This is a genomic window from Arthrobacter sp. 8AJ (genome assembly GCF_902506025.1).
Classification (GTDB): domain Bacteria; phylum Actinomycetota; class Actinomycetes; order Actinomycetales; family Micrococcaceae; genus Arthrobacter.
On record NZ_LR733289.1, the window covers coordinates 94,033 to 112,298 of the forward strand.

The 18,266-nt window shown below is 66.6% G+C and carries 11 protein-coding genes; 7 read left to right on the top strand and 4 right to left on the bottom strand.

The window, feature by feature from the left end:
• Nucleotides 1-69: 69 nt before the first annotated feature.
• Nucleotides 70-2,757, bottom strand: a complete 2,688-nt coding sequence (locus BACI349Y_RS00420) for a helix-turn-helix transcriptional regulator (RefSeq protein ID WP_159629477.1) — start codon at nucleotides 2,755-2,757, stop codon at nucleotides 70-72.
• A 693-nt stretch (nucleotides 2,758-3,450) separates the two neighbouring features.
• On the bottom strand, nucleotides 3,451-5,694 hold the full coding sequence (locus BACI349Y_RS20430; protein WP_201302368.1) for a PKD domain-containing protein: 2,244 nt from the start codon (nucleotides 5,692-5,694) through the stop codon (nucleotides 3,451-3,453).
• Nucleotides 5,695-6,210: 516 nt separating this feature from the next.
• On the opposite strand from BACI349Y_RS20430, the gene BACI349Y_RS00430 reads away from it, so the two are divergent.
• The 7 genes from BACI349Y_RS00430 (at nucleotide 6,211) to BACI349Y_RS00460 (ending at nucleotide 15,458) form a co-directional block, all read left to right on the top strand.
• The gene (locus tag BACI349Y_RS00430) at nucleotides 6,211-7,026 is read left to right on the top strand and encodes a glycosyltransferase family 2 protein (protein WP_236560671.1); all 816 of its coding nucleotides are present in this window, start codon (nucleotides 6,211-6,213) and stop codon (nucleotides 7,024-7,026) included.
• Nucleotides 7,019-8,023 (top strand): glycosyltransferase family 2 protein, encoded by a 1,005-nt coding sequence (locus BACI349Y_RS00435; protein WP_201302369.1) that lies wholly within the window; start codon nucleotides 7,019-7,021, stop codon nucleotides 8,021-8,023. The genes BACI349Y_RS00430 and BACI349Y_RS00435 overlap by 8 nt, the downstream gene beginning before the upstream one ends.
• A complete protein-coding gene (locus BACI349Y_RS00440) occupies nucleotides 8,020-9,321 on the top strand; it encodes a glycosyltransferase (RefSeq protein ID WP_159629479.1) in 1,302 nt (433 codons plus the stop codon). Before BACI349Y_RS00435 ends, BACI349Y_RS00440 begins: the two co-directional genes overlap by 4 nt.
• A gap of 75 nt (nucleotides 9,322-9,396) precedes the next feature.
• On the top strand, nucleotides 9,397-11,610 hold the full coding sequence (locus tag BACI349Y_RS00445; protein WP_159629481.1) for a hypothetical protein: 2,214 nt from the start codon (nucleotides 9,397-9,399) through the stop codon (nucleotides 11,608-11,610).
• A 7-nt stretch (nucleotides 11,611-11,617) separates the two neighbouring features.
• A complete protein-coding gene (locus BACI349Y_RS00450; protein ID WP_159629483.1) occupies nucleotides 11,618-12,421 on the top strand; it encodes a glycoside hydrolase family 16 protein in 804 nt (267 codons plus the stop codon).
• A gap of 50 nt (nucleotides 12,422-12,471) precedes the next feature.
• Nucleotides 12,472-14,448, top strand: coding sequence for a dTMP kinase (locus BACI349Y_RS00455; protein ID WP_159629485.1), 1,977 nt, complete (start codon nucleotides 12,472-12,474; stop codon nucleotides 14,446-14,448).
• The gene (locus tag BACI349Y_RS00460; protein WP_159629487.1) at nucleotides 14,445-15,458 is read left to right on the top strand and encodes an aminoglycoside phosphotransferase family protein; all 1,014 of its coding nucleotides are present in this window, start codon (nucleotides 14,445-14,447) and stop codon (nucleotides 15,456-15,458) included. The genes BACI349Y_RS00455 and BACI349Y_RS00460 overlap by 4 nt, the downstream gene beginning before the upstream one ends.
• Before the next feature lie 12 nt (nucleotides 15,459-15,470).
• On the opposite strand, the gene BACI349Y_RS00465 is transcribed toward BACI349Y_RS00460, so the two are convergent.
• Both BACI349Y_RS00465 and BACI349Y_RS00470 read right to left on the bottom strand, forming a co-directional pair.
• The gene (locus BACI349Y_RS00465) at nucleotides 15,471-16,958 is read right to left on the bottom strand and encodes an oligosaccharide flippase family protein (RefSeq protein ID WP_159629489.1); all 1,488 of its coding nucleotides are present in this window, start codon (nucleotides 16,956-16,958) and stop codon (nucleotides 15,471-15,473) included.
• Nucleotides 16,955-18,148, bottom strand: a complete 1,194-nt coding sequence (locus BACI349Y_RS00470) for a glycosyltransferase (protein ID WP_159629490.1) — start codon at nucleotides 18,146-18,148, stop codon at nucleotides 16,955-16,957. Before BACI349Y_RS00470 ends, BACI349Y_RS00465 begins: the two co-directional genes overlap by 4 nt.
• Nucleotides 18,149-18,266: the final 118 nt, after the last annotated feature.

The window sequence follows — 18,266 nt, forward strand, 5'->3', positions numbered from 1 at the left end:
GCAAGGCCTTTGTGGCTCTTGCAGGGGAAGGCTGTGGAAACTGCGGTTACCGCAAATCCAGGGGTTTTCCTACAAAACAGGCAGGACGTACGGCTCCGTGGCCGCCGAGCCCTTATCCGTGGCGAGTGCCGTCAGCTGTGCCCGGGACTCGACACCGAGCTTGCGGTAGATCGCCGTGAGGCGCACTTCGACCGTACGCACGGACACATACAACGTCCCGGCGATCTCCTTGTTGCGCATGCCCCGGGCCACCATTTTCGCGAGGACCCGCTCATGGTCTGCGAGCATCAGCATGGCCGGATTGCCCTGCGGGTGGACGGGCTCCACGCGTTCGTCCAGCAGGAGGGCATCCACATGCTGGGTCCATGCGTCTGCGCCGGCCTCATCGAACATCACCTTCGCCCGCAGGAGCGCATCACGCGCCTCCCGCAGCCGGCCAAAGGCATGCAGCCGCTCCGCGTAGCACATCAGCGTCCTGGCCCGCTCAAGCGTGTGACCGTTCCTGCCCTCCAGTGCCTGGCAGAAGAGCTGCAGTGACCGCTCGCCGTCCGCCAGCATCGCGCGGCTGCGGGCCACCACCATCATCAGCCAGGGGGAGCGCAGACCCACGGAGCGGCTTTCAAGGCGCAGGAGTGCCTGGGTGGCTTCACGGTGCCGGTTCAGGCGGATCAATACCTCCACCAGGTCGGCCTCACAGCGCAGCAGGGTGGGGCTGCCAAACTTCATGCCGATCTCGGCGGCCCGGGACAACTGGGCAACAGACTCTGCCAAGTCCCCGCGCAGGAGGGCGAAGTGGCCCTGGCAGGCAGCAAGTTGGGCCATGATGGCCGGGTGGCTTTCGGCCCCTGCGTAGCGCTGGGCTTCGACCGCGCAGACCTGGGCCCGTGCAGCATCGCCCAGGGCGTAGGCGCGCCACACCCGGAAGTAGTACCGCATCCCGCGGTGGTATTTGATTTCAGGCTCGGAAAGCTCAAGGTCATCGATCAGCTTGACGGCAGCGCGCACATTCCCCGCCCGGATTTCGTTGTCCACCGCCATGAGGGCTGCGGTTTCCCGCCAGTTGATGTGGGCTGGCTCGGCGGAGCTGCGGAGCATGGCAAACGCTTCATGGGCACTCTCGTAGTGCTCCGCGTACGTGAGCGCGCGCCCCTGCACCAGGATGCCGGCTGTGCGGGTGGCCCCGGTTTGATCGTACTTTCGCCCAAGGTTTGCGGTGTCACCGCTGACGGATTCGATCAGGACCTTGGCCCGGTCGGCCAGGGCCAGGCACTGGGCGGACGCCGACCCCTGGAATCCGCCGGCGAAGTGGAGAAGCTCGGCGGCGTCCTTCAGCTCCCACCGCTCGGCATAGTAGAGGGCCCCGATGGCCAGCAGGCTGGCGGCATAGGCCGGATCGTGCTGTCCGAATTCCTTGACGAGGCGCAACACCATGCTCGAGCGGACGGAGGCTCCCTGGGCAAACTGGATCTCGAATGACAAGCCGGTCAGCCGCAGGATCAGGGCGGGATTGCGCGTTACCCGCTGCGCCCATTCCAGGTAGCGCCGCGCATACACGAATTCACCGCGGTTGAACAGCAGTTCGGCCACGCTCGTGAGCCGGGCCGCCGTCTCCGCTTCCCACGGATTGACGGTGAGGGCGCGCTCGATGTACTCCACGGCAAAGGAAACCTCCCCGCCCCGGATCAGGTCCACGGCATGGCGGAGCAGCTGGAAAGGCGTCTGGCGCTCCAGGGCCGTAAAGCTGAGGTGCCAGCGCCGGGCATAGGGGTCCGTGTCGGCGGCTGCTTCTGCAAGGGCGCGGTGGTTGGCGGTGCGGACCGCGGGTGTCATGGCGGAGAACACGTAACCGCGGAGCAATTGGTCGCCGATGCCCAGGTGTGGCCCGGTCCGTTTGACCAGTCCCGCGGTCAGCAGTTCATCCACACTTGTCCACACGTCGCGGTCAATCTTCTCGATGGTGGAGATGTCGCTGCGGCAGGACAGCGCAAGCAGGTCCAGGACGTTCCGCGCGCCAGGTGTCAGCGAGCCCACCAGCGCCGCGTACTCTGCGTCAAAGCTGCCGCTGGAGGGCAGCGGGACGGGCAGCGCGTACTTGCCCTCAGCATGACGTTCAATGAGCCGGTCATAGAGTTCGACGGCGGCAAGCGGGTTGCCGCACGTGGCTGCGGCAACCGCGTGGGCGGCCGCCGTCGTGGTCCGTTTCGTGGGCACGCTTTCCAGCATCCGCACTGTGTCGCTGTAGCTCAGCGGAGCGAGCAGCAGGCCGGGAAGGCCGCTGAAGGGGCCCTCCGGGAGATCCTCCCGCAAACTGACGAACAGGACGATGTCCGTGCCGGCCAGGCGCCGCGCGAGGAACCCAAGGACTGCCTGGCTGCCGGGATCCAGTTGGTCTGCGTCATCAATCACGATGATGGTCCGTGATGACGAGCGCTGGTGCAGGCCCTCGAGCAGCATGCTGGACACGGCGGGGACGCTCAAGGCACCGGCCGTGTCCCGGAGGAGTTCATCTGCGATCCGGTTCAGGACGGGATCGTCCATGCCGTTCAGGAGGGCAGTCAACCCGGACAGAGGCCAATCGGATTCAGCGGCGCTGGCGGTCAGGAACACAGTACGGTAATCCGCCAGGGTGGGAATCTCGGACAAGAGTGCGGACTTGCCCGTGCCCTTCCGGCCGATGACTGCCAGAGTGCTTTCCTTGGGCCCCCGGACCACGGAAAGCACGCGGTCCAGTTCTTTGCTCCGCCCGATAAGCGCCATGGTGTCCCCATTCGTCGAAGAAGGAGACCGCATTCTTGAACTGACCAATTCGATGCCGACCCACGCTCCCCAGCGCGGGTTGAGCCGACAATGCGAATATAGTGCCGAAACGAACATTGGCACCAGCTTGTTACCTGCTGAATTCCATCAAGATTTCATCTCCGACTTGCTCAAGATTGCAGTCCAGTTATTCAGGACCACGACCCGGGACGAAAGTCCCTCGCCAAGCCGGAACAGGAGGGCTATGCTCTCTCGCGTACGCCCTGGATAGGTTCAATGCCCGGACGCAGGTCGGAGTTTGCCAACTGGGCGGCCCCGCACGGCAGCCGCTGCCGCATTGTTCCGTACTGCCCTTTCCCGGTGCGGGGAACATGGAAGCCGGTTGGAGCCCGTTCAGGGGCTGGGTTTTGTGGCCCGCCTGTAGCTTTAATTCAAGATTGACGCGCGGAATTCCTCCCACAAAGCGGATGCTGAACGGCAATTTTTTGAAATGGTGGCAGGAAGACTTTGCGAAGACTTTCATTTTTAGCCGGACACGGATGACCACTAAAGTCGCGGCACAAACGGCGGTATTGCAAATAACTTCGAATTCCCGTGTTTAGAAGGGGATAGGCCCCGGTCCGCCATGCCGGCGGGCCGGAGCCGCTCCTTGTTCAGTTATTCATTCAGTTGTCTATTCAGTTATGGGTTCCACTAGGCCGCCGGCTTGAGGGCGGTCCGCCAGGCGGCAACAGCCCGTGCGGCACTCAGGGTCCACGTGGCCGTTCCGCTGGCCCCCGCCGTTGCCTGCGGTTTGTCCGCCTGCTCCGCGATCTGCCCAGCCGCTGCCTCCCAGCGTTCGGTCCAGCCCGACGGGGCGGTGACCACGGGTGCGCTGCAGTCGCAGGCCACCCCGCCAATCAGCATCGCGCCGTTGCTGGCCGTGGTGATGCTGCCCACCGTGATGCTGGTGGCCGAGTAGCTGGTGTCAGCGGCGGTCACCACCGGGCTGTCCAGGGGCGTGGTGTTGTTGACGCCGCGGTAGGCGGTGATGCCGCCACCCCACTTGGCCGCCGAACTGAGCGTCCAGCTGTACGTTCCCGGATCCGAGGCACCCACCACCTTGTAGTACGCGAACGCCCGTGCACCGGAGGTCGAGGTGCTGTTGATGGATTTTGCATTGACCATTGCCGTCCAGCCGGCAGGGGCGGTCAGGTTCGGGTTGAGGTCCGTGGTGATGGAGGCGACCAGGACGTCACCCGCCGCGGTACCGGCAGGAACCGTCAATGACGCAGTGGTCACGGCAGTCCCGGAGTTGGAGGTGCTGGAACTCACCACGGTAATGCCGCCGGTTGCCGGCGGTGGTGCCGAGCCGACGGTGATGGTGGCCGTCGCCGACGACGATCCCGTGGCATTGGTCGCCGTGAGTTTGGCGGTGTAGGTCCCGGCCGTCGTGTACGAGTGGCTGGGGTTCTGTGCTGTGGACGTGCCGCCGTCGCCGAAGGTCCATGCCCACGAGGTGGGTGCATTGGTGGACGTATCAGTAAAGGCCACATTCAGGGGCGCGGCACCCGACGTCGGGTTGGCGGTGAATGACGCTACCGGAGCCTGGCCTGCGGGCGGCGGGGTGCCGCCGAGCGACCGGTCCGAGAACCAGTAGCGCTTTGCCACGTTGTCGCTGGCCATGACCACCAGTCCGGTGGTGTTGTTCACGCTCTGCTTGCTGGTGGTCACGTCATTGATGTTCGACGACGACGCTGCCTGCATGATGGGCGTGCCGCGGCCGGAACCGAAGACGGGATTGTCCATGGACGCGGTCTTCTCATAGATGCTTCCCGCGACGCCGGAGTAGGCACAGCCGGAAACCGACGTTGGCGGTGCCGTGTGGAACGCCCGCACCAGGTTGTTCTGGGTGTCCAGGATGATTTGCGGCCGCGAGACGCAGTCGCCGGTCTTGGCAATCGTGGACTGCGTGAATGCTCCGGTACCGGGCTTGAAGACCAGGAGGATCAGCTGCGGCAGCGTCTTGTCGCTGGAGATGTCGTTCAGGCTCGTCTTGACCGCCGCGAAGACCCGGCCGGTGGTGTCCGCCTGCAGCGTCTTGAGGTTCAGGTGGTCATCGGACTGGCCGTTGCCGCGCAGGGCCGGCTGCAGTTTCCAGGAGGAGTTGGCAGCATCTGAATCCTTGTGCGTGGCCCACCAGACGGTGTCGGCCTTGTGGTCACTCCACATGACACCTACTTGCCCGTTGCCGAAGGCCACCACCGCGGAGATGTCATCCGGAGCGGGGTTCGGGTTGCTGACGGGAAGGACGAAGGGGGTCCCCCAGGAGGCGCCGCTGTTGGTGGCGGCGTTCATGTACACGGTGTTGGTGTATCCCGACGTCGAGTTTCCGGCCACCTGCGTCCAGGTCGCCCAGACCCGGCCGGTGGTGTCCTTATCGATCGTCATGGATTCACTGGAATTGTTGGTGATGGTGGTGGGGAATCCGCTGTCGAGCGTGTATTTGCCGCCGGCGTAGCTGTACCGGTAGAGCTTGGCCGAGGAGTTGGAAAGTGACGGCTTGGGTGTTCCATCGCCGGTGATGGTCACCACGTGGGAGGCAATGTAGAGGTGGGACCCGTCCCACATGGTGTCCGCCAAGGTGCTTCCCCTGGTGTCATTGACCACCCCGGTGTCCACCCAGCTGTTGGAGGCCCGGTCCAGCCGGTAGATGCTCCATCCGGTGCCGGACTTCCACATGTCGGCCCACCACGATCCGTCATTCCACCACAGCTTGCTTTGCGGCTTGTCCGACGTCGGCGGATTGGACACCCCTGAATACGCAATGCTCTGCGTGCCATAGACGGGATCCGCTAAGGCCGTACCGGGCAAACCGAGGATGGAGGCCGCCAGAACCATTGCAACGGCAAGGGCCTGGCCTGTCCGGCTGAAAAAGTGTCTGCGTCTGAGCTTCATAAGGGAACTCCTGGGGCATAGGAAGAATTCGGGGAACGTCTGCCCGTTTGGCCCAGTCACAAAGAGCTCTCAGCCCCCAAGTACCGAGAAGCGTATGCCCGGACAGGAGCTGGGGCAATGCAAGTGCCATACCTAAATAGGGGTTTCTCCCATCCCCCTACCTAACGTTTTCCCGGCACCCGGTTCCCCCTATACCTAATCTTTTCGGCCTCCCCCAAGCCCTTTACTTGCCTAACAGGGGGTAAACCCCAGGTAAAAAGTGAGTACCTACTACTCGTGATACCCGCATTAGGTAGGGGGTAGTCTTCCGGAACGGCCAGAGGATTGGCGACGGTTTGCTGGGGGGTCAGCGACCAGACCATGACCGGATGAAGCGTTAGTGCCACCGCCATAACGGCCGGCGGCCTTGTCAAGAATCCGAACTGTCATGAAGTGGTGAGGCAATTGTCGATTTCCCCCCAACTTCCAGCTCTCTTTTCCGAGCCGGGACATTTATTTCCACAAGCCTCAATCAGCGTGGTCATTCCCACCCTGAACGAGGAAAAGAACCTCCCCTGGGTTCTCCGCCGGATGCCCTCTTACGTCGATGAGGTGATCATCGTCGACGGCCGCTCGCAGGACAAGACTGTTGAAGTGGCCAAGGCCCTCCGCCCGGACGTGGTGGTGGTCAATGAAACCCGCAAAGGGAAGGGTGTGGCCCTCCGCGCCGGCTTCAACGCCGCCAAGGGGGACATCATCGTGATGCTGGACGCGGACGGGAGCATGGACCCCCAGGAGATTGGTTGGTTCGTTGCACCCCTCCAGCACGATTTTGATTTCGTGAAGGGCTCCCGGCACGTCACCGGCGGCGGGTCGGAAGACCTGACCCGGCTGCGGAAGGCCGGCAACCGGGCGCTGACCGGACTCGCTAATGCTGTACTGCACAGCAACTACTCGGACCTTTGCTACGGGTACATCGCCTTCCGCCGGGAATGCCTGCAGGTGCTGGAGCTGCAGTCGGACGGCTTCGAGATCGAGACGGAACTTATCGTCAGGGCCGCCAAGGGCGGGCTGAGGATCGCCGAGGTTCCCAGCCTTGAGCTCGACCGGATTTCGGGAGCATCCAACCTCCAGACGTTCCGCGACGGGTGGCGGGTGCTGCACACGCTGGCCCGGGAATGCACCCTGTGGGAGGCACCCACGGCAGGTGCCCGCCCGGAGGCGCTCCGCCGCGTGAAGTACACCTACTCCAACGTCCACTTCCCACGGCTTCCGGTGGATCCGCACAGCGTCCTCGCCCCGGCCGTAAAACAGCATGACACCCTCGTCGCGGCGGTGAGCCGGCATGCTTGACCGCATCAAGCCACTGTCCGTGACAGTGGTGATCTGCGCGTATACCTCCGAGCGGTGGGGAATGCTGCTCGACGTCATCGAATCAGTCCGCAACCAGACGCTTGCCCCGGACCAGGTGCTGGTGGTCATCGACCACAACGAGGACCTCTACGAGCGGCTCATCGAGATCGTCGACGACGTCACGGTGGTTGAGAGCGAAGGCCTGCCCGGGTTGTCAGGGGCCCGCAACACGGGCGTGGGGCTCGCCGAATCGGACATCGTCGCCTTCCTTGATGACGACGCCGAGGCGGCGCCGGACTGGCTCGAACGCCTGGTTGCGCTGTACGACGATCCGGATGTCCTGGGTGTGGGCGGGAAGGTGGTCCCGCTGTGGGAATCCGGCCGCCCGGGGTACTTCGCGGAGGAACTGGACTGGATTGTGGGCTGCAGCCATCGCGGCCTGCCCCGCGTCGCTTCGGAAGTCCGCAACGTGATCGGCGCCAACATGTCCTTCCGGCTTGAGGTGCTGCGCCAGGTGGGCGGCTTCAACCAGTCGCTGGGCCGCAAAGGCACGCTGCCACTGGGATGCGAGGAGACCGAAATCTGCATCCGCTCCCGGATGGGTTTGCCGGGTTCGCGGATCGTCTATGAACCCGCGGCGCTGGTACACCATCATGTTCCCGCATCCCGTGGGACATGGCGCTACATGATGTCCCGGTCCTGGGCCGAGGGATTGTCCAAAGCCCAGGTCAGCCAGTTGGTGGGCCACAAACGGGCACTCGGCCCGGAACGCCGCTACGTCCGCAGCGTGCTCCCGCGCGCCGTGTTCACCGGCCTGAAGTCGTGGGGGCGCGATGGCAGTCCCGACGGGCTGGGCCGTGCCGGCGCGGTCATCGCGGTCCTGGCCTGCACCGCGGCCGGGTACTTCCAGGGGCGCCGGCTTCAGCATTGGACGGGCCCGGAGGAAGAGGACGTGGTCCTGGTCCCGGCCGGCGCACAGTGGAGGGAAGTGCAATGAGCGAAGGTGCCGGCCAGGTGCTTGAGGATCTCCAGGGCGAGGCGCTGATCCTGGTGCCCGCCATGGAGTCGCTGTTGCCGCCGGCGTGGCCGGGGGCGCGGTGGATCGGGTCGGTGGACCTGGAAGACCTCGCGGACTGTTCGCGCTTTGAACTGGAGAACCATGCTGGATACGAGCGGGCACGGCTGCTGGTGCGTGCGTCGGGGGCTGTGCGGGGATTTGTCGACGTGCCGTCGCCGGCGGGAATCGTGGATCGGACTGTCTTCGAGGACGCCCTGGCGGCCCTGCCGCCAGTCGCATCGTTCGCGCCGGCGGTGACCACCCCGCACATCACGGTGGTGGTGTGCACCAGGGACCGCACCCTGCAGTTGCGGGGTGCGCTGCTGACCATCCTTGCCCTGGACTACCCGCACTTTGACGTGGTGGTGGTGGACAACGCCCCCGCCACGCAGGCCACTGAAGAACTGGTCCGGCGCGAGTTCAGGGACCAGCGGGTGCGGCTGGTGACCGAACCCGTTCCGGGCCTCTCCCACGCCAGGAACACCGGCCTTCGGCACGCCAGGGGAGACGTCGTAGCCTTCACCGATGACGACGTGGTGGTGGACAGGTCCTGGCTGCGGGAGATCGCCGCCGCCTTCGAAGCCGTTCCCGGGGCTGCATGCGTTACGGGGCTGGTTCCCGCGGGAGAGCTCCGCACGCCCACCCAGGGCTATTTCGATTCGAAGGTCAGCTGGTCACGGAGCCTGGTTCCGCAGGTCTACTCGCTCGCCAACCCGCCCGCGGCGCTCCCCAAGTTCCCGTTCAGCCCCGGTGCTTTCGGTACGGGGGCCAATTTCGCCCTCCGGCGCCAGCCGGCACTCCGCCTCGGCGGGTTCGATCCCGCCCTGGGGGTGGGAACTCCCACGGGCGGCGGCGAAGACATCGACATGTTCACCCGGGTCATCCTCGCGGGGCACGCTTTGGTGGTCCAGCCGGCCGCCATTGTCTGGCACCGACACCGGGACGGCCTCGAAGACCTGCGGGTACAGGCGCGGGGCTACGGCAACGGCCTCGGGGCCTGGATGACGAAGGTGATGATGGACCCCCATACCGCGAGGCTGGCCCTGGCCAGGAGCTGGGGCGTTGGACTCGAGTTCCTGAACCGGCGCCAACAGGCCGGCCAGCCGGCGCTCCAGGGGCCGCCGATCCACAGTTCGCTGGAGGCCCAGGTCGACCGGCTCGTCTGGCTGCAGCTTCTGGCTGTGGCCCTGGGCCCCTACAAATATCTGCAATCGCGCAGGGCTGCCGCGGGCAGCTAAGACAACAGTCCACAGTCGGGGCCGTTGGCGGAGGGTCGCTCCACCGGCGGCAAGCAATCCAGGAGTTGAAACAGTATGGCGCTTCTCATCAGGGGTGACGTGTCCGGCCCGATGAACTCCCGCCCTTCACGCCGGCGCAGGCCAGGGTATTCCGATTACGTCCTGGCACTGCTCGGTGCCGTGACGGCGGTCCTGATCCTGTTCGACGTCGGGGGCGAGTCCATTGCGGGCGCCAAACTCCTGGTGTGCCTCCTCATTCCGGGCTGGGCACTGGTGCGGTGGGTCCGGAATGTGGACCCGGTGGCCCGCCTGATCTTCACCGTCGTCGCCGGCGCCACGGCACTTGCCCTGGCCGCCGCCGTCATGGGGTGGCTCCAGCTCTGGAATCCCCGGCCCGCCGCCGTCGGCATCATGCTGGCCTCCGCGGCCGCCCTCCTGGTGCCGGGGCCACCCAGCCCCCGGGTTGCCGCAACCCGGCTGCCACGTCCGGAGCTCAAAACCTATGCACCCTGGCTGGTTCTCCTGGCCGCCATGGTCACGTGGGCCGCTACATTAGGGCTCACAAACCCCCACCTCGGCGACCTCGGCCTGCTCGCCGCCTTCCCTGTCACCTGGTATGTGGCGCTGGCCCTCGTGGTGGCACTCTGCATCTGGAGCATCGTCCGGCAGGGCGAGCACTCCGGGTGGCTTACCGGTGCCTCGATCACGGGCCTGGTGGTCATCCTTTATTCTTCCGCCGGGCTGCTGGCCAACGTCCCGCGGCTGCCTTGGACCTACAAGCACATAGCCGTCACGGACCTGATCCAGACCACCGGCCAGTTCGACCCGGACATCGACATCTACAACCGCTGGCCCGGCTTCTTCCTGTTCAGCGCGTTCCTGGGTGAATCCAGCGGCTACAAGGACGCCATGGCCTACGCCGGATGGGCCGAGCCGGTATTCGCGCTGATAAACGTCGCCCTGGTGCTTGCCATCGCCCGGGCCCTGACAAAGAACCCGCGGATCTACTGGACGAGTGCGCTGGTTTTCGCCCTCTCCAACTGGCTGAACCAAAACTATTACTCGCCGCAGGCCTTCGCCTACACGCTGCACCTGACAATGTGCCTGCTGATCCTCACCTACCTTCGCGGCAACCCGGCCCCCTGGGTGCTCAGGCTTGAGGAGCGGCTGTCCGGCCGTTTCTCAAAAGAGGCCCCCGAGCCGGAGGAGGTCAAGACCTACAGCGGCCGCCAGCAGGCGCTGGCCATCGCCGCAGTCCTGGTCCTGCAGGCAATGATTGTGATGAGCCACCAGCTGACCCCGTACCTGGCCATCCTGGGGCTCTTCCCCCTCTTCCTGGCCCGCTACTTCAAGCCGGCCTGGGTAGCGCCCGCGCTGCTCCTGATGGCCCTTCTCTACCTCCTTCCCAACGCCGAGTTCGTCAAGGACAAGTACGGCCTGCTCAACGGCTTCGATTTCCTCGCCAACGCCGGCTACAAAGCCTCCAGCGGCGCACCGGGACCGTCCCTCCTCTCCGGACGGTGGCTGGCACGCGAAGCACTGGCTTTGTCCCTGTTCACCGCCCTGCTTGCGGGGTTGGGGTTCATCCGCAACATCCTCCGGGGCAACGTCCGCACCACCCTGATCGTGGGAACGCTTGCGGCAACCCCCATCATTGGCCTCTTCGGCACGTCCTACGGCGGCGAGGGCAGGCTCCGCGTCTTCATGTTCGCCCTTCCGTGGCTCGCCATCGGCGCGGCCTGGCTCTTCTGGTCCGGGAAACTCCCGGGCAGGAAGGCCGTCGTAGGCGCAACCTCGGCCATCTCGGTCATGGCAGTGCTGTTCACGGCCGTGTACTTCCAGAATGAAGCCAACGTCCGGGTACCGGCCGCAGACGTATCGGCCAGCCGCTGGCTCGACTCCAACGTCCGCCGGGGCGACGCAGTGGTGGAAACGAACTACCATCTGCCGCTGCTGGTCGGCTCGCACTACGCCTTCTACCTCCGCACCGGGCAGCTTGTTTCGGTTGCGTCGAAGCTGCACAACACCGCCCAGCCGTTCACGGGGGATGACATGCTGGCCTACGTGGACAAGACCCGGGCAGCAGCCAGGCTGCGCCCCTCGGACCGGGTCTTCGTGGTGGTATCGGACCTGCAGCAGCGTACCTCCACCGGCGTTCCACGCCAGTTCCCCAAGGATGTCCTGGTCCCGCTCGAGCATGACCTGAACGTGGCCAGGGGCACCGAGCTGGTGTTTGAGAACAAGTCGGTGCGGATCTACGAGGTTTCACGTGCTGACTGGGGAAAGTAGCGGACGGGTGTACCAGTTGTCGCTCGTCACGGTAACGTCGTTGTCCATCGTCGGGGCGGCGCTGCTGGCCCTGCACGCGGATTCCTCGAAGGTTACCGGGGCCCCGAAAGGGGATCTGCCGTCCTGGCGGCAGACCATGGTCCAGGACTTCGACGTCCCGGCCCCGCTGGGGGCCGTGGGCCAGGTGTACGGGCCGGACATGCGTGGATATTCCGGTTTTTCCGACTCGTCGGGCTTTGGCACGTACACGCCCGACGATGTCCTTTCGGTCCATGACGGCTACCTCGATTTCTACCTGCACTACTCGGACAGCAGGCCGCGGGTGGCCAGCGTCATTCCGTTCGGCTATACGGGCCAGACGTACGGAAGGTACTCGGTGAGGTTCCGGTACGACTCCACCCCGGGCTACAAGATCGCGTTCCTTCTCTGGCCGGCCAGCGACGACTGGAACGAAGGGGAGATCGACTGGCCGGAAGGAGCCCTGGACGGATCTCTCTACGGGAACTCCGCCATCAAAGGGACCCGCACCACCGACGGGATGGAGTTCGACCCCGCCGACAAGAAGTACTCGGACTCCCGCGCAGGCCAGTGGCATGTTGCCACCATCGAATGGAGCCCCGGCCTGGTCCGGTGGTTCCTGGACGGCGGGCTGGTGGACCAGACAACCAAACCCAAGGGTGTGCCGAACACGCCCATGCGCTGGACCCTTCAGGCGGAGACCGCCGATGACGCCAAAGCAACCTTTCCGGCCGCCGGCACGGCAGGGCACCTGCAGGTTGATTGGGTGGCCCAGTATGCCTACACGCCGTGAACGAACCAAGTGCCGCGACCGCGGTTTAGGACGATTTGGGGGATTGCACCATGGAAATCACCAGTGACCTTCCGGTTCCCGAAGAGCTGGGTCACCCGGGTGCCCTGACGGAGCCCGAAGTCGCCGGAAGGCAACAGATCCACCCCCGGGTGGCAGCGGTCTTCGACACCCTCGACGGGACCGGGTTGCCGTGGCTCCTGCTCCGCGGCGAGGACGATCTGGCCCTGCCTGCGGGGGACGTGGACATCCTCGTGGACAAGCACCTCCTTTCCCGGCTCGACGACGTGATGGCGGCAGCAGGGTTCTGCAGGGTCCTTGCATGGGGACACGGCAGCCACAGGTTCTACTTCAGCTACTCACCCGGCGACGGAGCCTGGATCAAGCTTGACGTCGTCTCCGACCTGGCATTCGGCTCCTGCCAGCAGTGGCGTACCCCGTGGGCGCCCCGCTGCCTGCGCCGCAGGATCCGGCATGGCTCCTACTGGATGCCCGACGCCGCGGACCAGGCCTGGCTGCTGCTGCTGCATCTGTTCATTGACAAGGGAGGAATCACGCCGGCGCGGCAGGAGGCTGCGCGGGCGGCTGCCAAGGTGGCGGCCGACGGCGGCAGGATTGCGGAGTCGGTCCGGCGCAGGGTGGGTGCGGGGCTGGCAACCGACATGTTGAACCTGGTCCTCGCCGGCCGGTTCGAGGATGCTCCCGCCATGGGCTCCCGGATGAGGGCGTCCTGGAGCGGCGGGGCGAACCCTGCGTTCATGGAAGCGGTCAGACGGACACTGAGGCGCTCGGGCGCCCGGCTCCGGGGGCATACTCCCTTGCTGGGCGTCATGGCTCCGGACGGAGCGGGAAAGACCACCCTGCTGAACGGACTCCACGCCGACGTGCCGCTGCCCACCAAATACGTATATATGGGCCTGTGGGGCGCGGGGCCTTTTGATGCTGTGCTCAACCGGATTCCGGGCGGAAGGACGGCCAAGAAGGTGTACCGGCTGGTCCGTGGCGGGATCCTGGCCAGGTTCTACCGCCGCATGGGCAAGGTGGTGCTGATGGACCGCGTGGCGTACGACGCGCTGCTGGCCGGCCCCGGCGGCGGTCCCCTGGCGCGGATCAGCAACGCCCTGGCCCTGGCCGTCATCCCTGCCCCGGACGTGCTCCTGGTGCTTGATGTTCCCGGCGCGGTGATGTTCGAGCGGAAAGGTGAACACAGCCCGGAGCTCCTGGAGTCCTGGCGGAACGACTACCTCCAGCTGGCGGGCCGGCTCCCCGGCAGCCGGGTGGTTGATGCGGCCCAGCCGGTGGAGGCCGTGCAGCGCGTGGCTACCGGCATCATCTGGGACACGTGCTCCCCGGCTGCCGGGAGGGCAACCACCGCAGGACGCGCCCCGCACCGCACCGCCGCCGTCGGCCCCACTTCCCAGAGCCCGGCCGCGGCGGAAACCGTCGCCGGCGAGGCCCTGTCCCTGCACCTGTGGCGGCTCCTTGACTGGCGGTTCCTGCTTCCGGTCCTGCAGCCGCGCACCCTGGGCTTCGCCGGAAGGGTGAGTGCGGAAACAGAATCGGCGCTGCGCCTGCTGGACCCGCAGGCTGTGCGGCTGGACGAGCCGGACACCGGGCCTGGCGGCCGGACGTGCGACGTGGTGCTGCTGGCCTCGCCGGGCCCCGGCCAGATCGAAAGCGCAGGCTTGGCGCTGGAACCGGGAGGCTGGATCTGCGTGGAGGCCAGCCGGTCCCTGCTCCGGCGTTCCGGACCCCGGACGCTGCGAGGGTGGAAACGGACGCTGGAACGCCGGGGGTACCAGGACGTTGCCTTGTACTGGAACGCCCCCAACCGGGAGCGGACAGCCCGGCTGGTTCCGGTGCGGTCCGGCGTATCCATCCGGGACACCCTGGCCCTGCGCAAGGATGTGCGCTTCGGGGCCCTCAAAGCGGCTGCGGTGCACATGGCCTTGGCACTGCACGTCTTCGACCTCCTGGTCCCCGAGGGCACCGTCACCGGGCGGCTTCCGGAGAGGAATGCGGCGCAATGAGCTTCATAGACCAGTTCCTGCGGGACCACTTCGACGAGTTCTCCCTGGACCAGTACGGCCTGGGCAAACAATGGGAGACGCTGCTGCTGACCCCGCGGTTCGCAACCTCCCGGCACGTGGTGGCCCTGGTGTTCCCCTCCCGGCACAGCGAACCGGCCCTGGTGGTGAAGGTGCCGCGGCAGCCCGGGGACAACAGCGGCGTCCGCCGTGAGGCGGCCATGCTGGCCCAGCTCTCCGCCGCCGTCCGCGACTCAGGCGCCGGTGTTCCACGGTTGGTGGGAATCCGGGACGTGGGGCCGTACACGGTGCTGGTCGAAACCGCGCTGACCGGCCTGCCGCTCGATCCCAGGACGGTGGCAGCGGACCTTCCTGCCGCCGTCGCCACCGGGGCCGCGTTCGTGGGGGCACTTCCCTGCACGCAGCCCGCCGCCGGCAACGTGGACTGGTACCAGCGCGCCGTTGCCGCGCCGTTGGCGGCCCTGGAAGGATTGGCCGGCCCGGATGCCCGGACGAACGAACTCGTTGGGCGCACGCACGAACTCCTTGCCCCGCTGCGCCGCTCGCAACTGCCCGCGGTCATCGAACACGGCGACCTGAGCCATCCGAACCTCCTTGTTAAACCCGGCGGCGCCCTGCAGGTCATGGACTGGGAACGGTCGCTCACGGATGGAGTGCCCGGGCACGACCTGGTGTTCTACCTCCAGTACTTGAGCGAATCCAGTGAACAGGCGTTCGCCCGGGAGGCCCAGATGGCGGCCTTTGACAAAGCCTTCGGCAAGGGCGGCTGGGCGCTGGAGCCGCTTTCCCGCCACCTTGGCATGAGGGGAGTGGACCTCTCACTCCTCCCGCTGCTGGTCATCGCCACGTGGGCGCGGTCCACCGCCACGCTCGCCGACCGGCTGGCGCAGGAGGCGGAGGCTGATCCGACGCAGGGAAACGGGAAAGTCCGGGCCGCCCTCCAGGCGGACAGGGACTTCTGGTTGTGGCGCCATGTTGTGGAAGCCGCGTAGGGCGGCCACCCGCTAGGAGGTCCGGCTTTCCGCCGCTCCCGGGTTTTCGTGGTTGCGCCGGAAAAGGCCCAGGATCTCGTCGTGCAGGTCCCGGTAGCCGAACCGCAGCACCGCGTACACCGCGCCCACTCCGGCCACCACCATGACAGCCAGCGTGGGGACCGGTCCAAGGGCATGCCGTGCCAGGTTGACCAGGCCCACCAGGCCCACCGCGGCGCCGCACACCAGGCCCGGAGTGGCGGCCCGCATCATCCGGCGCATCCTTGTCCCCATGACCTTGGCGGCTACTGCCTGCATGCCGAACGCGAAGACCACGGCCACCACCATCTGGGCGCAGGCGACCCCCACGATGCCCCACTGGGTGGCAAAGACCAGGGCCGGGAGGAGGACCACCAGGCGGACCACGGAGATCCAGATGGAAAGACCGGGCCGGCCCATCGCCTTGTAGACGTCATTGGCACCGGCGCCCAGGGAGCGGGCGGCCGCGTACAGGGCCAGGAATACCAGCGGGGTCACCGACTCCTCCCATTGCTGCCCGAAAAGGACCGGGACCAGGACGGGCGCCACCACGGCCAGGCCCACACCTGCCGTGATGCCGTAGAGCGCCTGCACGGTGACACTCTTCAGGTAGCCGTCCCGCAGCCGCTGCCGGTCGCCCCGGACCTGCGTGTACAGGGGGAACAGGACGGTGGACAGCACAAAGAACACGTTCAGGATCAGGGCCTCCGGCAGCCGGAAGGCGAGGGTGTAGAGACCCAAGGCGTGTGCGCCCAGCACAATGCCGATGACCAGGTAGTCGACGTCGAAGATCGCCCGGGCAAGCATGGTGCTGCCAGCGACGGGGGCGCCGAAGCGGACATTTTCCCCGATGGCGCTTTTGCTCACGCGCCAGATTTGCCAGGGCGCCTCGCGGCGGACCAGGAACCAGCAGGTGGCGGCATAGGCCACCGACCCGGCAGCCGTTCCGACGGCGAGTGACCAGGCGCCGTGGCCGGTGAAGGCCAGGTAGAGGGTCACCGTTCCCATGGTTGCGGCGCGCAGTACCGGAGCCGCCGTGAGCTGCCTGAACTTCAGGTCCCGGCGCATGATGGCTTCCGGGACGGCACCGCAGGCCGTGGCAAGCACCGAAACGCCAAGGACCTGCATCAGCGGGGCCACGCCGTCCAGCCCAAGGAGGTCCTCCACCGCGTCAGCAGCGAGCAGGGCCGCCACGGCCAGCACTGCGCCCAGGGCAACGGAAAGCAGCAGCGCCGACCTGGCGATGACCGGTGTCTTGGGCAGGTAGACCAACGCCTGGCCCACCCCGGCATCGGCGATGGTCTCGGCGTAGGCCATCAGCACCAGCGCCAAGGCGACGAGGCCGTATTCCTCAGGTGAGAGCAGCCGTGCCAGGACCACCGTGGTCACCAGCACGATCACCCTGCCCGAGGCGAAGGCCAGCCCCTGCCACAGGGCTCCGCGGACTCCCTTGCGCTCCAGTTCCCCCGGCGCGTACGTCATGGTTGCCTGTTCGTCCGGGTAAGCTCCCCCGCCGGGGATGAACCGGCCACGGCCGCACGGACTTCCGCCAGGTATTCGCCTGCCACGGTGTCCCAGGTGCGGACTGCGCCTGCGGCGGCCGTTCCGGCCGCGCCGTGGGAAGGCCCGGGCGGTTGCTTGGGGGCGGTGAGGTGCTCCACCACCTCGCGGACAAGGGTGTCCTGGCTGTCCCGAACGGCCAGCAGCGGATGTGCGGGAAGTTCCCTCGCGGCCACCGGCGTGGCCACCACGGGCAGCCCCGCGGCGAGGGCCTCCAGGACGGAGTTCCGGATACCCACGCCGTGTTCGTCCGGGAAAACCGCCACATCCGCGCCCTGGAACACATCCAGGATGGAAGGCACGTTGGCCAGGATATCCACCCGGGGTCCGGCCAGCGCCTGAACCGCCGGTGTGGGGCGCCGCCCTGCGATGACGAAGCGGGCGTCCGGGACCTTCCGCCACACCAGCGGCGCGATCCTGTTGACCAGTACCGTGGCGCTGTCCACGTTCGGCGCGTAGTTCAGGCTGCCTGCGAAGCACACCACGGGGGCTTTCCGCTCCCGGCGGGGACCGGTGGCCACCGCCGTGCCGTTGGGGATGCTCGTGACCGGCCTGCCCAGCGTGGCGGACCAGGCCGCTGCGTCCTGGGCTCCGACGGTCAGGAGCCTGGCCCGGGGGGGCAGCTGCCGTTCAGCGCGGGCGGCCAATTGTTCGCGCAGCCGGTAGGCGGGCCGGAAGGTACGGGCGATGGCGGTGTCCATGCCGGCCCGGATGGACCAGGGGTCCACTGTCTGCAGCACCAGGGGACCGGTGACGCAGTGGGACAGGAAGAGGGCATGGGGGCCATGGATCAGGGTGGCGTCCCGACTTGCGGACAACCGGGCCGCGGCGGCGCGGGCGGAGGGGGTGGACCGCCGGTGTTTTCCCAGTCCGGTGAGGCCGCCCATGGAGCGGGCAAAGGCCGAAAGTTCCTCGCGCGGGGCCAGTTCGTACACGGTATCGCAGCGGTTCCTGATCTCTGCCGGAACCGGAACAGGACCCGAGAAAGTCAGCAGCGTGACGGCAACGCCAGGGGGGAGGTGCAGGATCACTTCGTACGGGATCATCGAGCTTCCATCCCCCAGTTCCGGATCCCGGTTGGGCACGCTTTCCGTCACGTACAGGAGCTTCATTGCAAGAGTGTACTGGATCACATCGTGCCCGGAGGGTTGCTTTAGGCAACCTTGAGGGAAGCCGAAAAAGGGCGACGGCGGGAGGTCCCGCCGTCGCCCTTTCACCTGGGTGCGTGGC

Bases quoted from the DNA above. Each gene is read 5' to 3' on its own strand.
- BACI349Y_RS00460 (WP_159629487.1), top strand. From the start codon at position 14,445: ATGAGCTTCATAGACCAGTTCCTGCGGGACCACTTCGACGAGTTCTCC.
- BACI349Y_RS00420 (WP_159629477.1), bottom strand. From the start codon at position 2,757: ATGGCGCTTATCGGGCGGAGCAAAGAACTGGACCGCGTGCTTTCCGTG.
- BACI349Y_RS00470 (WP_159629490.1), bottom strand. From the start codon at position 18,148: ATGAAGCTCCTGTACGTGACGGAAAGCGTGCCCAACCGGGATCCGGAA.
- BACI349Y_RS20430 (WP_201302368.1), bottom strand. From the start codon at position 5,694: ATGAAGCTCAGACGCAGACACTTTTTCAGCCGGACAGGCCAGGCCCTT.
- BACI349Y_RS00445 (WP_159629481.1), top strand. From the start codon at position 9,397: ATGGCGCTTCTCATCAGGGGTGACGTGTCCGGCCCGATGAACTCCCGC.
- BACI349Y_RS00465 (WP_159629489.1), bottom strand. From the start codon at position 16,958: ATGACGTACGCGCCGGGGGAACTGGAGCGCAAGGGAGTCCGCGGAGCC.
- BACI349Y_RS00455 (WP_159629485.1), top strand. From the start codon at position 12,472: ATGGAAATCACCAGTGACCTTCCGGTTCCCGAAGAGCTGGGTCACCCG.
- BACI349Y_RS00435 (WP_201302369.1), top strand. From the start codon at position 7,019: ATGCTTGACCGCATCAAGCCACTGTCCGTGACAGTGGTGATCTGCGCG.
- BACI349Y_RS00440 (WP_159629479.1), top strand. From the start codon at position 8,020: ATGAGCGAAGGTGCCGGCCAGGTGCTTGAGGATCTCCAGGGCGAGGCG.